Raw genomic sequence first — 18,303 nt, forward strand, 5'->3', positions numbered from 1 at the left:
TCAGGGCCTCGGCCGCCGTGCTGTCACGGCTGTCACGGCTCTCACGGCTTGGTCTCGTGGGCGTGCAGCGCCCGCTGCATCAGCTCCGCCAGGTGCAGCGCCCGCCGGCCGTCGGCCAGCTGGGCGATCTGGGTGCGGCAGCTGAAGCCGTCCGCGAGGACCACGGTGTCCGGTCCGGCGGCGCGGACCTCCGGCAGCAGGACGCGCTCGGCGATCGCCACCGACACCTCGTAGTGGCCGAGCTCGAAGCCGAAGTTGCCGGCCAGCCCGCAGCACCCCGAGTCCAGCACCCGGTTGGTGACGCCCATCCGCCGCTCCACCCGGCGGTCCGCCGCGCTGCCGAGCACGGCGTGCTGGTGGCAGTGGGTCTGGGTGACCGCCTCCACCGGCAGCTGCGGCAGCGGTGCGTCGGGCGCGTACTCGTCGACGAACTCCGCGAAGGTGCGGGTCCGTTCGGCCAGCGGGCGGCCCTCGGCGCCGAGCAGCCGCGGCACCTCCTCGCGCAGCGTCGCGGTGCAGCTCGGGTCGAGCCCGACCACCGGCGTGCCGGCCGGCAGACCGGTGGCGGCGAGCGCGGCCAGGCTGCGCCGCATCACCCGCCGGGCGCCGGGGAGTTGGCCGGTGGAGTACCAGGTCAGGCCGCAGCAGACCGGTCCGGCCGGCAGCCGGACGTCGAAGCCCAGGTGCTCCAGTACCTCGACGGCCGCGCGCAGCACCTCCGGCTGCAGGTGGTTGGCGAAGGTGTCCGGCCAGAGCAGGACGGGCGGCGCGCCCGCCGGGGCCGGACGGGCGGCGCGGTGGCGCCGGTACCACCGGGTGAAGGTCTCCGGCGGCAGGACCGGCAGCACCCGGCGCGGGTCGATCCCGGCGAGCCGCTTGAGCGCGCCCGCCGCCGGGGACCGGGCGACGGTGTTGGCCAGGGCCGGCGCCAGGCCGGGGGACAGGCCAGCGCCGCGCAGCCAGAGCGGCAGCCGGCCCAGCGCGTAGTGCGCGACGGGCCGCGGCCGGTGCCGGTAGTGCTGGTACAGGAACTCGGTCCGGTAGGTGGCCATGTCGACGTGCACCGGGCAGTCGCTCGCGCAGCCCTTGCAGCCGAGGCAGAGGTCCAGGGCCTCGCGGACCTCGGCCGAGCGCCAGCCGTCCGGGATCGCGCCCCCGCTGCGGCCGCCGCCGCGCAGCATCTCGGCGAGCAGCCGGGCGCGGCCGCGGGTGGAGTGCCGTTCCTCGCCGGTGGCCATGTAACTGGGGCACATCACCCCGGTGTCGGGGTCGACGCACTTGGCGACGCCCACGCAGCGGCGCACCGCCTTGGCGAGGCTGCCGTCGTCCTGCTCGTACGGCAGGGCGAGCGGCAGCGCGGGCTCCGGGCCGGTGAACCGCAGGTCGGCGTCGAGCGGGCGCGGATCGACCAGGGTGCCCGGGTTGAGCAGCTGCTCCGGGTCCCAGATCCGCTTGAACTCCCCGAACAGGCCGATGATTTCGGGCGGGTACATGCGCGGCAGCAGTTCGCCGCGGGCCTGCCCGTCGCCGTGCTCCCCGGAGAGCGAACCCCCGTGCGCGACCACCAGATCGGCGGCCTGCTCCAGGAACTCCCGGAACACCAGAACCCCGTGGGGCCGGGCGAGCGGGAAGTCGATCCGCAGGTGGACGCAGCCCTCGCCGAAGTGCCCGTACGGCACGCCGCGCAGGCTGTGCCGGCGCAGCAGTGCGCGCAGGTCGCGCAGGTAGTCGCCGAGCCGTTCCGGCGGGACGGCGGAGTCCTCCCAGCCGGGCCACGCCTCGCCGCCTCCGGGCAGCCGGGTGACGATGCCGGCGCCCGCCTCGCGCACGCTCCACAGCCGGCGCTGCTCGGCGGGGTCGGTGACCACGGCGACGCCGGCGGTGCGTTCGCGCCGGACGGCGTCGGCGAGCCGGCGGGCCGCGTCCAGCGCCTCGGCCGCCGTCGCGCCGCCGGTCTCCAGGAACAGCCAGCAGGCGCCGTCGGGCAGCCGGTCCAGGGCGGGCGGGCGCGGCGCGGCCGCGAGCAGCGCGGCGAGCAGGTCGGCGGCCATGCCCTCGACGGTCAGCGGGCCGAGCGGCAGCAGCGCGGGGACGGCGTCGGCGGCCGCCGTCTCGTCCGGGTAGCCGGCCAGCACCAGGGCCCGGGCGGGCGGGTCCTCGACCAGCCTGACGGTGGCGCCGAGCAGCAGCGCGCAGGTGCCCTCGGTGCCGGTGAGCGCGCGGGCCAGGTGGTGGCCGCGCTCGGGCAGCAGCGCGTCCAGCGGGTAGCCGGAGACCCGGCGCGGCAGCGCGGGCATGCCGCGGCGGATGACGGCGAGGTTGCGGTCGGTGAACTCCTGTAGCCGGTGGTGGAGTTGACCGGCCCGCCCGGGCAGGGCGGCGAGCGCGGCGCGCTCCCCGGGGCCGAGCGGGCCACCGACGGTCAGCTCGGTGCCGTCGGCGAGCAGCAGGTCCAGCGACTCGACGTTGTCGGCCGTCCGGCCCCAGGCCACCGAGTGCGCCCCGCAGGAGTCGTTGCCGATCATGCCGCCGAGGGTGCAGCGGCTGTGCGTGGACGGGTCCGGCCCGAACCGCAGCCCGTGCGGGGCGGCGGCGCGCTGCAGGTCGTCCAGCACGGTGCCCGGCTCGACCCGCGCGGTGCGGCGCTCCGGGTCGACGTCGAGGACGGCGCCCAGGTGGCGGCGGAAGTCGAACACCACCGCGCCGGGGCCGATCGCCTGCCCGCCGATGCTCGTCCCGGCGCCGCGCGCCACCACCGGCACCCGGTAGCGGCGGCAGAGTGCCAGCGCGGTGCGCACGTCGTCGAGGTCGGCGGGCTTGACGACGCCGAGCGGCAGTTGGCGGTAGTTGGAGGCGTCGTGGCTGTAGACGGTGCGTTCGGCCGCGCCGAAGCGGACCTCGCCGCGCAGCACGGCGGACAGCTCGCGGGCCAGGTCGGTGCCGGGCGCGGTGTCGGGTCGGCTCACGGGCTGTCCTCCCGGGCGGTGGCGCCTGCCGGCGTCGAGTACGGCTGAGCCGATCATCGCAGCCGCGACCGGCGGGCGGTACCGGGAAAGGGCTGGCCGGGCACCCGGGGGCTCTGGCAGGGTCGGTGTCCGTGATCAACGACCCTCACGACGACGCCCGCCCGTTCCTCGCCCACCTGCCGGTCGGCGAGCGCGTCCCGATCCCCGAGGACGCCGCACCGGCCTGGGACATCTTCCCGTACGAGCCCTCCGAGGGCGGCGAGCTGCGGGTGCGGCCGCTGGCCGCCCCCGAGCTGCCCGAGCCGCCCCGGCACGGCGAGGCCGGCCCGGCGGAGTGCGGCGAGTGCGGCCGACCGGACGAGGACTTCGTCTGGACCGACGAGCACTGGCGCCTGCGGGCCTACGGCCAGCCGCACGGCCTGCCCGCCGTCCTGCTGCTCAACCCGCGCGGCCACCACGACCTGCTCGACCTCCCGCCGGCCCGGGCCGCCGAACTCGGCCCGGTGCTCCAGCGCGTCGAGCGGGCGATCCACGCCCTCGGCGGCGTCGGCCGGGTCCACGTGAGCCGCTGGGGCGACGGCGCGGCCCACCTGCACCTGTGGCTGATCGCCCGGCCCGCCGGACAGCGCCAGCTGCTCGGCTCCACCCTCCCGCTGTGGATGGACGTCCTGCCGCCCCTCCCGGACGACGTCCGCGCCGACACCCTGCGCCGCATCGCCACCACCCTCGCCACCGACGGCGGCACCGCCCACGCCTGACCACCGGCCCGCCGGCGCTAGCGGCGGCGGGCCGCTCCGGTGAGGGTGCCGGCGGCGATGTGGGAGAGCTTGGCGACCTCGAAGGCCGGGTAGGCGCCGCCGGCCAGCAGGGAGAACTTGACGCCCTCGCGGCCGGCCGGGCGGCGGTGGCCGGCCGGCTGGAAACGGCGGTGGTGCTCGGCCGCGCGGTGGAAGAACTGCGGGCGCTCGGCGCGGGCCACGCAGCCCGCGAGGTCGAAGACGAACAGGTAGTGCCGGATCATCCGGGTGAACAGCGCCTCCCGCACGGCGTCCGGGGCGTCCAGCACGTCCAGCAGCGCGAAGGTCCGCTCGTACTGGTCGAAGATGTCGAAGCTGCCGCTGCCGGGTGAGCCGGTCGGGTGGACGGTCTCCCGGCGGCGCAGCTGCACGCAGGCGCGCGGAAGGACGGCGATCCGGCCGGCCGTCAGCATCGCCCGGTGCACCGGCGGGATCTCCTCGTAGGTGCCGTCCGGGAAGGCCAGCCCCTGCTGCAGCCAGTGCGCGCGGGAGACCAGGCGGTCCCAGATCAGCGCGGGCGCGCCCAGCAGCTCCGGGCGCTCCATCGGGCCGAACACCTCGCCGCCGGCCCCGGCGAGCAGCGCCTCGGCGCCGCCGGGCCAGTCCCGTCCGCCGTGCTGCCGGGTGTGGCCGAAGAGCAGCACGTCGACCGGCCCGGTCCGGGCCAGCCGGTCGGCGAAGGCGCCCAGGGCGTCGCGGGCGAGCAGGTGGTCGGCGTCGAGGAAGAGCAGGTACTCGCCCCGGGCGTGGGCCGCGCCCGCGTTGCGGCTGACGCCGACGCCGACCGCCGCGTCCAGGCGCAGCACGGAGACCTGCGGGTGACGGGCCGCGTAGCGCTCGGCGAGCTGCGCGGGGCACTCGGGGGAGCGGTCGGCGACCACCAGCACCTCGAAGTCGCGGACGGACTGGGCGAGCAGCGAGTCCAGGCAGTCCGCCAGCTGTTTCCGCTGGTCGTAGGCGGGGACGACGACGCTGATCAGGGGTGAGGGCATGACGCCGGAGCGTAGGAGCGCCCGCGGACGGTGGCAAAGCCCTGACGGTCCGTAGGTGGGGCAATCCAGGGCAAAACGTCCGGACGTCCGCCAGATCTTCACCGGCTGCTCCGGGCGCGTCCACGTCAGGACCGGGGTCCCCCCGCCGGGGCCGTCCCGACACGCGCCCTCACCCGGCGGCGGGCGGGCTGGAGGCGTCACGACGGCCGGACGCGCACGGAGGCGTGCCTTGGAACAGCTGACGCGGCCACCCCGGACCGGCGAACTGACCGCCTTCCTGGCCCGGCTGACCACCGTGCGGCTGCGCAACAGCGGCGAGGGCGTCGAGCAGCCGGAGCCGGCGGTCGAGGGCGCCGCCCGGGATCGTCCTGTTCTCCCTCGGCTTCGCCCCGCTGATGCAGCCCACCTGGTGGGAGATCGGTTCCACCGCGGTGCCGGCCTCGGCGAGCGCCGCCCTCGTGCTGGTGGCGGGCCGGCTCCCCCGGCTGGGCCCGGTGCTGCCGCTGGCGGCGGCCGTGCTGGTCCCGGTGGTCACGCTGCTGGTCTTCGCCCGCACCCCGGCGCACGGCGGACCGGTGCTGATCATGCTGCCCGCGCTGTTCTTCTTCGTCCCCGGCGACTACCTGAGCGCGGGCACCGCCGAACTCGCCGCCGGACACCTCACACCGGGCGCGGTACGGCTGGTCAACGCGGCGTTCCCGCTGCTCCAGCTGTACGTCGGGGTGCTGATCGGACTCGCCGTCACCGGCCGCGACCGGCAGGCGCTGTTCGACCCGACGGCCGCCCAGGACCTGCCGCGCCGGGCGCTGTTCACCGCGTGGACCGTCTTCACCGCGGGCACCGTGCTCGCCTTCGCGATCCCCGCCCGGTTCGGACCGGTGCTGCTGCTCCTGGTCTACCTGACGGTGGCGGCGCAGAGCCTGGCCACCTGGCTGGCCGGCGAGGTGGCCGGGACGTTCGCGGCCGCGGTGGTCCCCGGCGCCGTCGCGACCCGGATCGCCGCCACCCGGCCGGGCGCGCCGCCGCGGCTGATCCTGCTGCTGCCCGGCTTCTTCACGCTGACCGTCGGCTCGCTCGGCATGCGCGGCCTCACCGACCTGGCCGGCGGCCACCCCATCGCGGGGTTCCGCGACCTGACGGAGCTGGTCACCCTGGTGACGGCGATCGCGGTCGGCCTGGTGGCGGGCGGCGTGGTGGCCGGCGCGCGGCCCGGCGACCGAGGGCGGCGGCGCGGGCGGTTCAGACGGCGTGGGCCGCCCGCGTCCGGGCCTCGGCGGGGGCGGCGGCCAGCTCGCGGACGTACCAGTCGAGGCGGCTGCCGGTCGGCTCCGTCACCCGTCCGGTGTACCGGAAGCCGGCCCGCCGGGCGACGGCCGCCGAGGCGAGGTTCTCCGGGTCGACCCGGATCACGCCCTCGCTCGCGCCCTCCCGCGCCGCGTACCGGCACACCAGGTGCACCGCCCGGGTCACCAGGCCGCGCCCGCGCCAGGCCGGGTAGAGGCCGTAGGCGATGTTGACCTGCCCGGGGGCGAGGCACGGCATCGCGAACCGCAGGTCGATCGTGCCGGCCAGGACCGGCTCCGGTCCGGTCCGGATCCCGAACACCCGGGCCGGCCCCCGGTACGCCCACTGCGCGGTGCAGCGCCGCACGTACTCCTCGGTGCCCGCCCGGGTGCTCGGCCCGCCGTTCAGCCAGCGCACCAGCAACTCGTCCTCACCGGCCAGGTGCGCGTCGATGTCCGCCGCCCGGAACGGCGTGAGCGTGACGACCCCGTCGGAGAGCCTCACTTGATCCATGGATCCCACTCTGGCGTTTCGCACACGCACCCGGCCACCACGATTTCGGCCAGCTCGCGGCCCCCTCCGGGCGCTGCGGGGGCGCGGTTCAGGACCTGCCGCGGTCAGGAACCGAGCTGGATGCCGTCCGCACCGCCGTCATGACGGCGACGACCTTCCGCGGCCTCGCGACCATCCGCTGCCACGCCGAGGACCTCGCGGCCGCCCGTGCCTGGTACACGGGGGTGCCGGGCATCGAGCAGTGCTTCGAGCGGCCCGACCACGTGGAGTTCCGGCTCGGCGACCACAGCCGGGAACTGGGCATCTCCCGCACTCCCTCCGCCCCCGCCGGCGTGGTGGCCTACTGGCACGTGGCCGACGTGGCCGACGTGGACGCGGTGCCGGCCCGGCTGCTGGAGCTGGGCGAGGCGCCGCACGAGCCGCTGTGCGACTACGGGGCGTTCCGGGCGGGCGCGGCTGAGCGGCGCGCCGAGCCCGCGGGCCGGGTGGCCTGCGGGCTCGGGAGGGGGACCGGGGGTCGGCTCAGTACCAGTGGTGGGACTGCCAGAACGCCCAGGCGCCGCACGGGCTGCCGTAGCGGGAGTTCATGTAGTTCAGGCCCCACTTGATCTGGGTGACCGGGTTGGTGCGCCAGTCGGCGCCGGCCGAGGCCATCTTGGAGCCGGGCAGCGCCTGGACCAGGCCGTAGGCACCCGAGGAGGGGTTGGTGGCGGTGACGTTCCAGCTGCTCTCGCGGGACACGATGTTGTTGAAGCACTGGAGCTGGCCGGCCGGGACGATCTGGGCGGCGATCTCGCGCGGGCTGCCGGAGTAGGCCGGCTTGCTGTTCAGGGCGGAGCGCTCCTGCGAGCGGGAGGCGGCGGCCTGGGCGTCGGCCTTGGCCTTCGCCTCGGCCTGGGCGGCGGCCTCGGCCTGGGCCTGCGCGGCGGCCTGCGCCTGGGCGGCGGCGTCCGCCTCGGCCTGCGCGGCGGCAGCGGCGGCGGCCTGGGCCTCGGCCTGCGCCTGGGCGTCCGCCTGGGCCTGGGCATCCGCCTGGGCCTGGGCATCCGCCTGCGCCTGGGCCTGCGCCTGGGCGTCGCCGGTGGCGCCGACCACCGCGGCGGCGGGGGCCTCGGCGACGGCGGTCCCGCTGTCCGGGATGGCGAGGGCGGCGGTGGCCGCGCTCGCCACCACCAGGGTGGTGAGGCCGGTGATCAGCGAGTTGCGGCGGGCATGGCTGAGCTGCATGGAGCGGACGATCCTTTTCCGTCGGGGTGCCGTCGGGGCGTCGCCGGCCGTGCGGGCGCGCCGTGCCCCGGGCGGGGCGGCGGCGTGCGGGACGGCCGTGCTGCGTGCCCCGGTGCGGACGGCGGCGGGGGCGGACGGGGTGCGCGGCGGGGGGGACCGGCCCGCGCTGCCCGGCGACGGGCCATTCTTGGCAGAGCCCGCCACGGGCGGCAAAGCCGTCCACTACGACGGGCGGTAGTGGAGCGAGTGGCCGGGAACGGCGAAGCGCCCGCTCGATGGCGGGCGCTTCGTACGGTTTTGTCCGTTTTGATGAATCAATGGGTGGATCGCCGGGACCGTCGGCGAACGATCGGCCCGAACCGGGCCGCCGCCTGCGTTGTTCCAGCCCTCCGCCGCCCGGCCGTCCGCGCGGCCGCTCACCGGACGGCGCGCCGCGGGCCCCCGGCGGCGCGCCATCGCGCGGCCGTCCACTATCGACGGCAGTAGACCGCCGGGCCCCTGTGGGGGGCCTCACACGCGGGCGGCGGCGAGCCGGACGCAGGGTGACGGAGTGCTCACGCCCGCCGGTGCGGGTTCGGCCCCACCGGCGGCGGTGCGGCGGTGTACGGGTTGCCTTCGACGGGGACGTCGGCGTACGGGTTGCCCGTGACGGGCCGCTGCGCGCCGTACTCCGGCAGTCGCGGGACGGCCGCCGCGCCGGGCGCCGGCGCGTCCGGCTCCCCGCCGCCCTCCCCGTCGTCCTCCTCCGGCGCGCGCGCCGGCTCCTCCCCGACCGGCACCAGGTCCCGGGCCAGCAGGGTGGCCCCGGCCACCGCGCCCGGCATGGCGACCACCGTCACCAGCGGGACCAGGAACCCCAGCACCAGCGGCACGCCGAAGCCGAGGGCAAGACCGGGCCGTCCGCGCAGCAGCCGCAGCCGCTCGCGCTGCGGCACCCCGCGCCGCTGCAGTCCGACCGAGGTCAGCTCCAGGGTGAGGAAGAAGCCGGAGACCAGGAAGCCCAGCACCGGCACCACGGTCTGCCCGATCACCGGGATGAACCCGGCCGCGAACAGCAGCACGCCGAAGCCGCCGGCCCGCACCAGGACGAAGAGGCTGTCCCGGGCCGCCACCACCAGCTCGCGCCAGAGCGGAACCTCCGGCGGGGTCGGCGCGCCGCCCTCGGTCTCGTCGACCTTCTCGCACAGCTGCTCGTAGAACGGCTGGCCGACCAGCAGGGTGACCGCGGTGAAGGTGAGCACGGACAGCAGCAGCCCGCCGACGAAGACCAGCGCGGCGAGCGTGGTGCGCAGCAGGTCCTGCCAGAACGAGGACCAGGAGTCGGCGAACGGGGTGGCCCACTCGGCGAGGTCCCCGGCCCAGCCGCCGAGGAAGAACAGCGCCACTGCGTAACCCGCCAGGGTGATCAGCGCCGGGATCATCCCGAACGCCCACCAGCGGCCGTGCCGCCCCACCCACTTCTGGCCCTTGGCCAGGTATCCCATCCCCGCCACAAGATCTCGCATGAGGGGAAAGGGTAGGGGGCGGCGGGTCGCCGGGTCATGTCCGCCGCGTCACGGATCGGCACCGGAAACCGGGCCGGGCCCGGAAACGGGGCCGGGCCCGGGAGCCTCCGCAACGGCTCCCGGGCCCGGTGTCCACGGACGGTGCTGCGCGCCGGCTCAGGATGCCGGCGCCACCGCCGCGGCTCGCCGCCGGCGGCCCACCACGGCCGACGCCGCCAGCACGATGGCCGCGGCGACCAGCGACAGGTACATCTGCTTCCGACCGTCGGCGTCGGTGAACATGTACACCACCACGAACCCGATCATGCCGATCGCGGCCCAGGTGAGGTACGGGTACAGCCACATCCGCACGGTCAGCCGCTCCGGGCACTCGCGCTCGAGGATCCGGCGCATCCGGAGCTGGGAGAAGCAGATCACGAGCCACACGAAGAGCGCCACCGCGCCGGACGAGTTCAGCAGGAAGGCGAAGACGGTGTCGGGCGAGGTGTAGTTGAAGAACACCGCCACGAAGCCGAACACCACCGAGGAGAGGATCGCCACCCGCGGCACGCCGCGCTTGGTCACCGTGGCGAAGGCCTTCGGCGCGTCGCCGCGCCGGCCGAGCGAGAAGGCCATCCGGGAGGCGGTGTACATGCCCGAGTTGAGGCAGGACAGCACGGCCGTCAGCACGATCACGTCCATCACCCGGCCGGCGCCCGGGATGCCCACGTGCTCCAGCACCGCGACGTACGGGCTGCCCTTGACGGCGGCGGAGTCCCACGGCAGCAGGGTCACCACGAGCAGGATGGAGCCGAGGTAGAAGATGCCGATCCGCCAGATGACGCTGTTGGTCGCCTTGCTGACCGCCTTCTCCGGGTCCTCGGACTCGCCGGCGGCCAGGGTGACGATCTCGCTGCCCATGAAGGCGAAGACGACCGTCAGCATGCCGGTGAACACCGCGCCCACGCCGTGCGGCAGGAAGCCGCCGTGACCGGTCAGGTTGGAGGTGCCGACCGCGTGGGTGCCCGGCAGCAGGCCGAACACCGCCAGCGTGCCGACCACCAGGAAGGCGGCGATCGCCACCACCTTGATCCCGGCGAACCAGAACTCGAACTCGCCGTAGGAGGCGACCGAGCCCAGGTTGGTCGCGGTCAGCACGGCCATCACGATCAGCGCGAACGCCCACTGCGGAACGCCCGGCATCCAGTTGTTGAGGATCTTGGCGCCGGCGGTGGCCTCGACGGCCAGCACCACGACCCAGAAGAACCAGTACAGCCAGCCGATGGTGAACCCGGCCCAGCGGCCCAGCGCCCGGTCCGCGTAGGCCGAGAAGGAGCCGCTCTGCGGGTCGGCCGCGGCCATCTCGCCGAGCATCCGCATGACCAGGACGACTAGCACACCGGCCAGCGCGTAGGAGAGCAGGATGCCGGGACCGGTGGCGGCGATGCCCGCGCCGGACCCGACGAACAGGCCCGCGCCGATCACACCGCCGATGGCGATCATCGACAGATGGCGGTTCTTGAGTCCGGCCTTCAGGTGGCCGTCGCCGCCGGAGTGGTCGTTCGAGGAGCGGCCGGCCGGCGAGGAACCGGCTCGGGTGGTGGTGTCCGCACGCATCGTGAGGGTGCCCTGTGCCTTTCCAGCGCGGCCTGACCCTCGGCTCGAACGCCGGAGGGTGGGGGACGGATCCGCGCATTGCGGTGCAACCTAGTCGCTACCTCCGGCTATCGGAACAAGGCGCCCGGAACTGTTCGTTCAGCGGACGCAAAAGGCCAGCTCAGGGTGGGTGCGCGGAGGTCGCGGAAAGCTCAAATCTGACGCAGCGGCAGCAAGTTGGGGCCCTCCGGCGGAGTTTGTCAGGCGGCCGTCCATACTTTTCGGGTGATGATCGTCCTTGTGGTGCTCGGCGCCCTCCTCGTCCTCGCCCTGCTGGCCGTCGTCCACTGGTACCTCTGGCGCCGCCTGGTGCGCGACGTCTCGGTGCCCGGTGGCCGCTGGCGGCGGGCCGGCACGGTGCTCGCCGTCGTCCTGCCGCTGCTCTCGGTCGGCGCGCTGGTGGGCGGACGGCTGTTCCCGATGGCCGTCGAACGCTGGTTCGCCTGGCCGGGCTTCCTGTGGCTGCCGGTGCTGCTCTACCTGCTGATCGCGCTCGGCGTGGGCGAGCTGCTGCGGCCGGTGCTGCTGCGGCTGCCGGCCCGGCGCGCCGAACCGGCGGCGGTCGCCGTGGCCACGGTCGCCCGGGCGCCCCAGGCCGCCGAAGCCGTGCCCGCACCGGAGGCTGACGGTCCGTCGGCGCCCGCGGCCCCGTCGCCGGAGCGGCGGCTGTTCGTCGCCCGGGCGATCGCCCTCGGCGCCTCCGGCGCGGCGGCGGCGGTGGTCGGCACCGGCACCTACGGGGTGCTGCGCGGCCCCCGGCTCAAGCACGTCACCGTCCCGCTCGCCAAGCTGCCGGCCCGCGCCCACGGCTACCGGATAGCCGTGGTCAGCGACATCCACCTCGGCCCGATCCTCGGCCGCGCCCACACCCAGCGGATCGTGGACACCATCAACGCCGCGCAGCCCGACCTGATCACCATCGTCGGCGACCTGGTCGACGGCACGGTGCCCGAGCTGGGCCGCGACGCCGAGCCGCTGGCCCGGCTGCGGGCCCGCGACGGGGCGTTCTTCGTCACCGGCAACCACGAGTACTTCTCCGGCGCGGCGCCCTGGGTGGACTTCGTCCGCGAACTGGGCGTGCACCCCCTGCAGAACGCCCGGGTGGAGCTGGGCGGCTTCGACCTGGCCGGGATCAACGACATCGCCGGTGAGCGGGAGGGCGACGGCCCTGACTTCGGCAAGGCGCTCGGCGACCGCGACCGGGACCGCACCGCCGTGCTGCTCTCGCACCAGCCGGTCACCATCCACGACGCGGTCCGGCACGGCGTCGACCTCCAGCTCTCCGGGCACACCCACGGCGGGCAGCTCTGGCCGGGCAACTACCTGGCGGAGCTGGCCAATCCGACGGTCGCCGGGCTGGAGCGCTACGGCGACACCCAGCTCTACGTGACCCGCGGCGCCGGGGCCTGGGGCCCGCCGGTCCGGGTCGGCGCGCCGTCCGACATCACCATCGTCACGCTGGCCTCGCTCCGGGCCTGAGCCGCGGGGCCGGGGAGCCGTCGGGGCCGATCGGCCGACGCGGGCGTCAGACCTCGGTCACGTCCAGCAGGACGATCCGCACCGCGTCCGCCGGCCGCCCGGTGAGCCGGGCGGCCAGGATCGCCGGGATGTCGCTCTCCTGCGAGTACCCGGGCACCACGGTGACCTCGGCCCGCCGCACCCCCGCCGCGCCGGCCAGCGCGTACCGCACCCGGTACGTCGTCGCGGCCGGCGGCGGGGCCGGCCCGGTGCTCCGCGCCATGCGCCCACCTCCCGTCCCGCCGTCCATTGTCCGCCGGGCCCCTCCCGGGCCGCTCCCGGGCCGCTCCCGACCGCTTCGGGACGGGCCCCGGCGGCATCCTGTGGCCGAACGGGGCAAACCCGGGCAGAGTGGAATCCTCCGGGGCCGGGCGCCCGGCCGGCGCGACCCGCCGGGGCGGCTCCGGGAAGGAGCGACCCCATGCAGACCACCTGGAAGGGGACGATCAGCTTCGGCCTGGTCTCCATCCCCGTCCACCTGTACTCCGCCACCAAGGAGCACGACGTCCCGCTGCACCAGGTGCACGCCCGGGACGGCGGGCGGGTGCGCATGAAGCGGTACTGCGAACAGGAGGAGAAGGAGGTCCCGTACGCGGAGATCGCCAAGGGCTACGAGTCGCCGGACGGCCGGACCGTCACCCTCACGGACGAGGACCTCGCCGACCTCCCGCTGCCCAGCAAGAAGATCATCGACGTGCTGGCCTTCGTGGACGAGGGCGAGATCGACCCGCTGATGTTCTCCAAGGCCTACTACGTCGGCGTCGCCGACAAGGCCGCCGCCAAGCCCTACGCGCTGCTGCGCGACGCGCTGGTGGAGTCCGGGCAGATCGCCGTCACCAAGATCGCGCTGCGCACCCGGGAGTCCCCGGCGGTGCTGCGGGTGCACGACGGCACCCTGGTGCTGCAGACCTGCATCTGGCCCGACGAGGTCCGCCCGGCGGCCGGCATCGCGCCCGAGGAGAAGGTCACCGTGCGGCCGCAGGAGCTCAAGATGGCCCGCTCGCTGATGGAGACCCTCTCCGAGGACTTCGACCTCGACCAGTTGCACGACGACTACCAGCAGGCGCTCCAGCAGGTGATCGAGGCGCGGCTGCAGGGCGTCGAGGTGCCGCACGAGGAGGAGGCGGGGGCGGCGCCGGACAACGTCATCGACCTCATGGAGGCGCTGCGCAGCAGCCTGCGGCAGGCCAAGGACGCCCACCCGGGCCGGTCCCGGGGCGAGGAGGCGGGGGAGTCGGAGGACGCCGAGGAGGAGCCGGCCCCGCGCAAGCGCGCCGCCGCGAAGAAGAGCGCGGCGGCCAAGACGACCACGAAGACCACGAAGACCATGAAGACCACGAAGACCGCGAAGTCCGCCGCGAAGAAGACCACGACCCGGAAGTCCGCCACACCCCGGAAGGCCTCGTGACCTCCCCCTGATCCCCCCGGAGGCGATTCCCGATGGACCTCATCACCTACAAGGCCCTGGACACCGGCCCCGACGCACCGGAGCACCCGAGCTGGGCGCACCGGGCCCTGCACTGGCTCTGCAGCCTCACCCCGACGGCCGTCGTCTTCATGGTCGGCCTCTCGCTCGGCCTCGGCGCCGTCGCCTCCCAGGTGACCTGGCTGCCGATGCTGATCGTCTTCAGTGTCGTCTGGGGCGCCACCCTGCTCGCCCTGGTCGGCGTGTTCGTCCGCTGGCGGACGTCCCTGCCGGCCCGCCACCGGATGGCCACCTGACCGCGTCCGGACGGTGGCCCCGGCCCCGGCCCCGGCCCCGTGCGGGGCCGGGGCCGCCCGTGCGTCCCCTCAGCCCTTGAACAGGTTGTGGCCGACGTCCGAGGGGACGATCTCCTTCACCGGGGTGCTGTCGTCGCCGGGGACGCGCGCGCCGGGCACCGGTTCGTCGCTCTCGCGGCGCAGCAGCACCACCCCGTGCTCGGCCCAGACCTGCCGGTAGCCGTGGGCGAGCAGCAGGTCGATCCGCTCGGCCTGCTCGGCCACCGTCTGGAACGGGAAGGTCCGGGTGTCGGAGCGGATCAGGACGTAGTCACGCCCGCGCGGGGTGGCGTCCACCAGGACGACGTCGGTACGGCCGACCAGCCGGGGCACCACCTGGTTGTCGGCCTCCACCAGCGCGCCGTCCGGGATCTGCTCGGCGCCCCGGACCAGCGCGGCGTTGCTCGCCGAGGGGCGCCAGAAGGCCGGGGTGAGCACGCTGATCCCGCCGAGCACCAGGCTGCACACCAGCGAGCCCGCCACCACCGCCGCGCCCAGGCCGAGGGCGGCGTGCCGGCGGGTCCCGCCCCGGGCGTACAGGCCGCCGAGCACCTCCAGGGCGGCGGTGAGCAGCACCGGCCAGAGGAAGGCGTCGTAGTGGTGGGCGATCGACCAGTGGTTGGGGTTGTCGGACAGCACCCGCTCGGCGAGCAGCGGCAGCAGGCAGAGCGTGGTCGCGGAGCGCAGCGGCAGCAGCAGGAAGGTGCCGAACAGCCAGAGCACCAGCAGCGGCTTGACGGTGGCGTTGGTGGCGACCCGGACGAGCAGCAGCGGGTCGCTCAGCAGGTTGCCCAGCGCCGTCCCGGCGTCCGGGCCGATCGGGCCGTAGACCCAGTAGTAGTCCGGCTGCCCGCCCATCGCGGGGATCAGCCAGACGATGGCGAGCGCGGCGGCCAGCGGGCCGCCGATCAGCAGGCCGGCGCCGTAGGCGAGGCCGCGCCGGTCCCCGGCCCGCTCGCCCTGCCGGTCGCCGCGCGGGCGGCTGCGCCAGAGCAGGACGAGGCCGTAGACGCCGACCAGCAGGCCGAGGTCCTCCTTGGTGGCGCAGAGCAGGGCGGCGGCCAGGGCGGCGGTGCCGTAGCGGCGGGCGAGGCCGCGTTCGAGCATCAGCAGGGTGAGCGGGACGGCGAAGGCGACCTCGTGGAAGCCGCCTCGCCCGGCGGCCAGCAGCGGCCAGCCGAGGCCGTAGACCAGACCGGCCAGGTCGGCGACCCGGCGCACCGTGGTGGTGCCGTCCGCCGGGGCGTCGCCCGCGGCGCCGGCGGCCGGACGGGTGAAGCAGTGCACGGCGATCCGGCGGATCAGCGGGACGCCGGCCGCGAGCAGCAGCGCCTGGCCGAGGATCAGCGTGCGCGGGTCCTCCCAGATCCAGTACAGCGGGGCGAGCGCGGCCAGGACCGGCGAGAAGTGGTCGCCCAGCAGTGAGAAGCCGGGCGGGAACTCGTGGTGGTAGCTCTTGACCGGCGAGATCGGCAGGCCCAGATGGGCGTACCCGGCCACGCCCTGGTGGAAGATGCCGAGGTCGAAGCCGCCGAGCAGGACCGCCGACCACTGCTGCAGTCCGCAGGCCGCGGTCGCCGCGAAGCAGAGCAGGGTCAGGAGGGCGGTCCGGCGTCCGGTGAGCGGGCCGGTGCTGCCGGGCGTGGACGTGCGGTTGGCGCGCGGCAGCAGCGGACGGTCCGGACGGGTGGCGGGGCTGAGCCCGGTTTCGACTGGCACGGGATCCCTGAACTGGTCGGAGACGGGGGCTGGTTCGGAGGCGGGCGGACGGCCCGGGGCGATGGCCCGGGAGATCCGTCCGGCCCGGGCCGGCGGGTCAGCCGGCCCCGGGCGTGCCGGGCGCGGGCGCCTCGGCCGCCGTGGCCGCGGCGCCGGGCCCGCGCCGCAGCAGCGTGATGCCGTGGTCGCTGCGGACCACCAGGTAGCCGCTGCGCTTGGCGACGGCGACCTCCTGCCGCTCCTTGTCGGGAGACAGCGGCCAGCCCATCGGCTGGTCCTCGTCGACCACGATCCACTCGGCGCTGGACCACTGCTGCGGCCAGCCGAAGACGATGACCTCGCAGCGGTTGGTCAGCTGCGGCACCAGCCGGTTGGAGGCGGCGATCCGGGCGTCGTCCGGGACGGTGGCCAGCACCGACCGGGCGGCCTCGACCCGGGCCGGGGTGCGCCACAGGTCGAGGGTGAACAACTGGCTGAACGCGAAGCCGGGCAGCAGCGCGAGGGTGACCACCGCGCTGGCCGGCAGCGCCGCCCGGGCGAGCCACCGGGGCAGCACGCCGTCGCGCTCCCGGGACTTCACCAGGACGTGCACGAAGGCGGCGAAGACGATCGGCATCAGCACAGCGCTGTAGTGGTAGTTCGTGCCCCAGTAGGCCGGGTTGTTGGAGAGCAGCCGCCAGCCGAGGGTGGGCAGTGCGACGATCATCAGCGGCGAGCGGGCGGCCAGCAGCAGGGTGGGTGCGAGCAGCAGCAGGACGGTGGTGACCTTCTCGCCGGGGGTGACCAGGTCGAGCGGCAGGCTGAGCAGGCTCCGGCCGCCCGAGCCGCCGCTCAGGTTGTCCCAGTACGCGAAGCTGCCCCCGGGGCTCATCGCCGGGAGCAGCACCAGGAGTTCGAGCAGCGAGGCGCCGATGCCGAACAGCACGGTGGCCGCGCCGATCCGGCGGTCGCCGCGCCACAGGACGTAGGCCCCGACGGCGGCCACCGTGATGCCGAGGTCCTCCTTGACCAGCACCAGCGGCGCGGCCCAGAGGGCGGCGGCGGTCCAGCGGCGTTCGCCGAGCGCGGTGACCGAGAAGGCGATCAGCGGCACCGCGAAGGTGATCTCGTGGAAGTCGAAGCCGAGGGCCGAGGCGAGCCCCCAGGAGAGCCCGTAGCCGAGGCCGGCGACCAGCGCGGTGGCCGTCCCGGCGCCGCGCAGCGCCCAGCGGCAGATCGGTACGGCGGCGAGGGCCACCAGGGCGGACTGGGCCAGCAGCAGGGTCTTCGCCGAGGGCCAGAGCCAGTAGAACGGGGCGAGGGCGGCGAGCACGGGCGAGAAGTGGTCGCCCAGCAGGTTGAAGCCGGGGCCCTTGAGTTCGACGATCGGGCCGCGGCCCTCGGCGTAGCCGCGGACGCCCTGTTCGAAGATTCCGAGGTCGTACCCGCTGGTGAGCAGGAGATCGTGGCGGCGGACGGTGAAGAACGCGTAAACCAGGAACAGCGTGAGGGCGATCGCCCAGGGAATGAACCGCACCCGCCGGTCGGCGGGGGATAACGTGGCCGACTGTTCGTCACCCTCCGTCCTGCGATGGAGTGCTGATGTGAGTGTACTAATTGTCACTGAACATCCCCGTCGTTCCGGGTGCGAGTGGTCGTGCGGCCGATTCTGGTCGGCTGTTCGATGGGGCGGGCGAGTTCGGCCAGGGGCGAACGCCGCCGAGGTGCGTCGACCCCAGGTCGGGCACCGTAGCATGGGGATGCCCTCCCCGGCGATCGAGGCGCCGGGAAGGGCATCCGTTTTCTGTCTGACCGTCACATCGGCGCCGGTCAGGGCGATTTGCGGAACTGAGTGGCAGTCACTTCCACTGCTGGTACGAGCCGCCGTTGCCGCCCAGCGTGTAGACGTTCCCGTTGGCGTTGCTGTCCAGGTACAGGCCGGTGGCCAGGTTCTGGTAGGTGTAGCCGTAGGTGGCGCGCCGCTTGACCCACTTCTGGTAGCTGCCGCCGTTGCAGCTCAGGGCGTAGACGTTGCCGTTGCCGTTGGAGTCGAGGCAGAAGCCGGTGGCCTTGTTCTGCAGCGTGAAGGTGGAGCCGCCCAGGTCGTTGGCGTACCAGCGCTGGTAGGAGCCGCCGTTGCCGGGGAGGGTGTAGACGTTGCCGTTGCCGTTGCTGTCGAGGTAGCGGCTGGTGGCGACGTTCTGGAGGGTGATCTCGGTGGCGGCGCTCGCCGGGCCGGCGGCCAGGACGGTCATGCCGCCGGCCAGCACGGCCGACGAGGCGACGAGGGCGGCGGCGCGCTTCAGGGGCTTCATCGCGATTCCTTCCCGTGGGTGACCGGCCCGTCGGCCGGTCGTCCCAGAACGTATCCGGAAATGCGCCGCCGCAAGGGTTTTCCCGGTTCGGG

Annotated in this window: 15 protein-coding genes and 1 pseudogene; 5 read left to right on the forward strand and 11 right to left on the reverse strand. The window is 74.9% G+C overall.

Annotation, left to right across the window (positions count from 1 at the left end):
• Positions 1-41 precede the first annotated feature (41 nt).
• Complete coding sequence (locus ABT238_RS06125; protein ID WP_502891403.1) at positions 42-3,023, reverse strand: FAD-binding and (Fe-S)-binding domain-containing protein; 2,982 nt, start codon at positions 3,021-3,023, stop codon at positions 42-44.
• Between the two features lie 74 nt (positions 3,024-3,097).
• Between ABT238_RS06125 and ABT238_RS06130 the strand changes: the two genes are divergently transcribed.
• Positions 3,098-3,724, forward strand: coding sequence for an HIT family protein (locus ABT238_RS06130; RefSeq protein ID WP_350755686.1), 627 nt, complete (start codon positions 3,098-3,100; stop codon positions 3,722-3,724).
• A 17-nt stretch (positions 3,725-3,741) separates the two neighbouring features.
• On the opposite strand, the gene ABT238_RS06135 is transcribed toward ABT238_RS06130, so the two are convergent.
• Positions 3,742-4,755: a glycosyltransferase family 2 protein gene (locus tag ABT238_RS06135; protein ID WP_350565736.1), complete on the reverse strand. Its 1,014-nt coding sequence runs from the start codon at positions 4,753-4,755 to the stop codon at positions 3,742-3,744.
• A gap of 395 nt (positions 4,756-5,150) precedes the next feature.
• Here ABT238_RS06135 and ABT238_RS06140 point away from each other — a divergent pair.
• A pseudogene (locus tag ABT238_RS06140) lies at positions 5,151-5,438 on the forward strand (threonine/serine ThrE exporter family protein); the annotation flags it as partial.
• Positions 5,439-5,650: 212 nt separating this feature from the next.
• Here the strand turns inward: ABT238_RS06140 and ABT238_RS06145 are convergent.
• From ABT238_RS06145 to ABT238_RS06165, 5 genes are all read right to left on the reverse strand, one after another.
• Positions 5,651-5,836 (reverse strand): hypothetical protein, encoded by a 186-nt coding sequence (locus ABT238_RS06145; RefSeq protein WP_350565849.1) that lies wholly within the window; start codon positions 5,834-5,836, stop codon positions 5,651-5,653.
• A 158-nt stretch (positions 5,837-5,994) separates the two neighbouring features.
• Positions 5,995-6,552, reverse strand: coding sequence for a GNAT family N-acetyltransferase (locus ABT238_RS06150; protein ID WP_350565738.1), 558 nt, complete (start codon positions 6,550-6,552; stop codon positions 5,995-5,997).
• Between the two features lie 522 nt (positions 6,553-7,074).
• A complete protein-coding gene (locus tag ABT238_RS06155; RefSeq protein WP_350565739.1) occupies positions 7,075-7,779 on the reverse strand; it encodes an aggregation-promoting factor C-terminal-like domain-containing protein in 705 nt (234 codons plus the stop codon).
• A gap of 554 nt (positions 7,780-8,333) precedes the next feature.
• Positions 8,334-9,284 (reverse strand): EI24 domain-containing protein, encoded by a 951-nt coding sequence (locus tag ABT238_RS06160; RefSeq protein ID WP_350755688.1) that lies wholly within the window; start codon positions 9,282-9,284, stop codon positions 8,334-8,336.
• 156 nt (positions 9,285-9,440) lie between these two features.
• Positions 9,441-10,880, reverse strand: a complete 1,440-nt coding sequence (locus ABT238_RS06165) for an amino acid permease (protein ID WP_350565743.1) — start codon at positions 10,878-10,880, stop codon at positions 9,441-9,443.
• Between the two features lie 267 nt (positions 10,881-11,147).
• On the opposite strand from ABT238_RS06165, the gene ABT238_RS06170 reads away from it, so the two are divergent.
• Entirely contained in the window at positions 11,148-12,398 is a 1,251-nt protein-coding gene (locus tag ABT238_RS06170; RefSeq protein WP_350565844.1) for a metallophosphoesterase, read from the forward strand.
• A gap of 46 nt (positions 12,399-12,444) precedes the next feature.
• Here ABT238_RS06170 and ABT238_RS06175 read toward each other — a convergent pair whose 3' ends face one another.
• Positions 12,445-12,660 (reverse strand): hypothetical protein, encoded by a 216-nt coding sequence (locus tag ABT238_RS06175; RefSeq protein WP_350565745.1) that lies wholly within the window; start codon positions 12,658-12,660, stop codon positions 12,445-12,447.
• Positions 12,661-12,858: 198 nt separating this feature from the next.
• Between ABT238_RS06175 and ku the strand changes: the two genes are divergently transcribed.
• Complete coding sequence (ku, locus tag ABT238_RS06180; protein ID WP_350755690.1) at positions 12,859-13,845, forward strand: non-homologous end joining protein Ku; 987 nt, start codon at positions 12,859-12,861, stop codon at positions 13,843-13,845.
• Between the two features lie 32 nt (positions 13,846-13,877).
• Entirely contained in the window at positions 13,878-14,159 is a 282-nt protein-coding gene (locus tag ABT238_RS06185; protein WP_350565749.1) for a hypothetical protein, read from the forward strand.
• 69 nt (positions 14,160-14,228) lie between these two features.
• On the opposite strand, the gene ABT238_RS06190 is transcribed toward ABT238_RS06185, so the two are convergent.
• From ABT238_RS06190 to ABT238_RS06200, 3 genes are all read right to left on the reverse strand, one after another.
• Complete coding sequence (locus tag ABT238_RS06190; RefSeq protein ID WP_350755692.1) at positions 14,229-15,917, reverse strand: DUF2079 domain-containing protein; 1,689 nt, start codon at positions 15,915-15,917, stop codon at positions 14,229-14,231.
• A 97-nt stretch (positions 15,918-16,014) separates the two neighbouring features.
• A complete protein-coding gene (locus ABT238_RS06195; RefSeq protein WP_350565753.1) occupies positions 16,015-17,433 on the reverse strand; it encodes a DUF2079 domain-containing protein in 1,419 nt (472 codons plus the stop codon).
• Positions 17,434-17,755: 322 nt separating this feature from the next.
• Positions 17,756-18,211 (reverse strand): RICIN domain-containing protein, encoded by a 456-nt coding sequence (locus ABT238_RS06200; protein ID WP_350565755.1) that lies wholly within the window; start codon positions 18,209-18,211, stop codon positions 17,756-17,758.
• Positions 18,212-18,303 lie beyond the last annotated feature (92 nt).

The sequence above is a fragment of the Kitasatospora sp. NPDC001527 genome, assembly GCF_040298605.1.
GTDB lineage: Bacteria > Actinomycetota > Actinomycetes > Streptomycetales > Streptomycetaceae > Kitasatospora.

What these genes read in the sequence shown, in the direction of transcription:
- ABT238_RS06125 (WP_502891403.1), bottom strand. Translation starts at nt 3,023, where the DNA reads ATGATCGGCTCAGCCGTACTCGACGCCGGCAGGCGCCACCGCCCGGGA.
- ABT238_RS06135 (WP_350565736.1), bottom strand. Translation starts at nt 4,755, where the DNA reads ATGCCCTCACCCCTGATCAGCGTCGTCGTCCCCGCCTACGACCAGCGG.
- ABT238_RS06145 (WP_350565849.1), bottom strand. Translation starts at nt 5,836, where the DNA reads ATGCCGAGCGAGCCGACGGTCAGCGTGAAGAAGCCGGGCAGCAGCAGG.
- ABT238_RS06150 (WP_350565738.1), bottom strand. Translation starts at nt 6,552, where the DNA reads ATGGATCAAGTGAGGCTCTCCGACGGGGTCGTCACGCTCACGCCGTTC.
- ABT238_RS06155 (WP_350565739.1), bottom strand. Translation starts at nt 7,779, where the DNA reads ATGCAGCTCAGCCATGCCCGCCGCAACTCGCTGATCACCGGCCTCACC.
- ABT238_RS06160 (WP_350755688.1), bottom strand. Translation starts at nt 9,284, where the DNA reads ATGCGAGATCTTGTGGCGGGGATGGGATACCTGGCCAAGGGCCAGAAG.
- ABT238_RS06165 (WP_350565743.1), bottom strand. Translation starts at nt 10,880, where the DNA reads ATGCGTGCGGACACCACCACCCGAGCCGGTTCCTCGCCGGCCGGCCGC.
- ABT238_RS06170 (WP_350565844.1), top strand. Translation starts at nt 11,148, where the DNA reads ATGATCGTCCTTGTGGTGCTCGGCGCCCTCCTCGTCCTCGCCCTGCTG.
- ABT238_RS06175 (WP_350565745.1), bottom strand. Translation starts at nt 12,660, where the DNA reads ATGGCGCGGAGCACCGGGCCGGCCCCGCCGCCGGCCGCGACGACGTAC.
- ku (WP_350755690.1), top strand. Translation starts at nt 12,859, where the DNA reads ATGCAGACCACCTGGAAGGGGACGATCAGCTTCGGCCTGGTCTCCATC.
- ABT238_RS06185 (WP_350565749.1), top strand. Translation starts at nt 13,878, where the DNA reads ATGGACCTCATCACCTACAAGGCCCTGGACACCGGCCCCGACGCACCG.
- ABT238_RS06200 (WP_350565755.1), bottom strand. Translation starts at nt 18,211, where the DNA reads ATGAAGCCCCTGAAGCGCGCCGCCGCCCTCGTCGCCTCGTCGGCCGTG.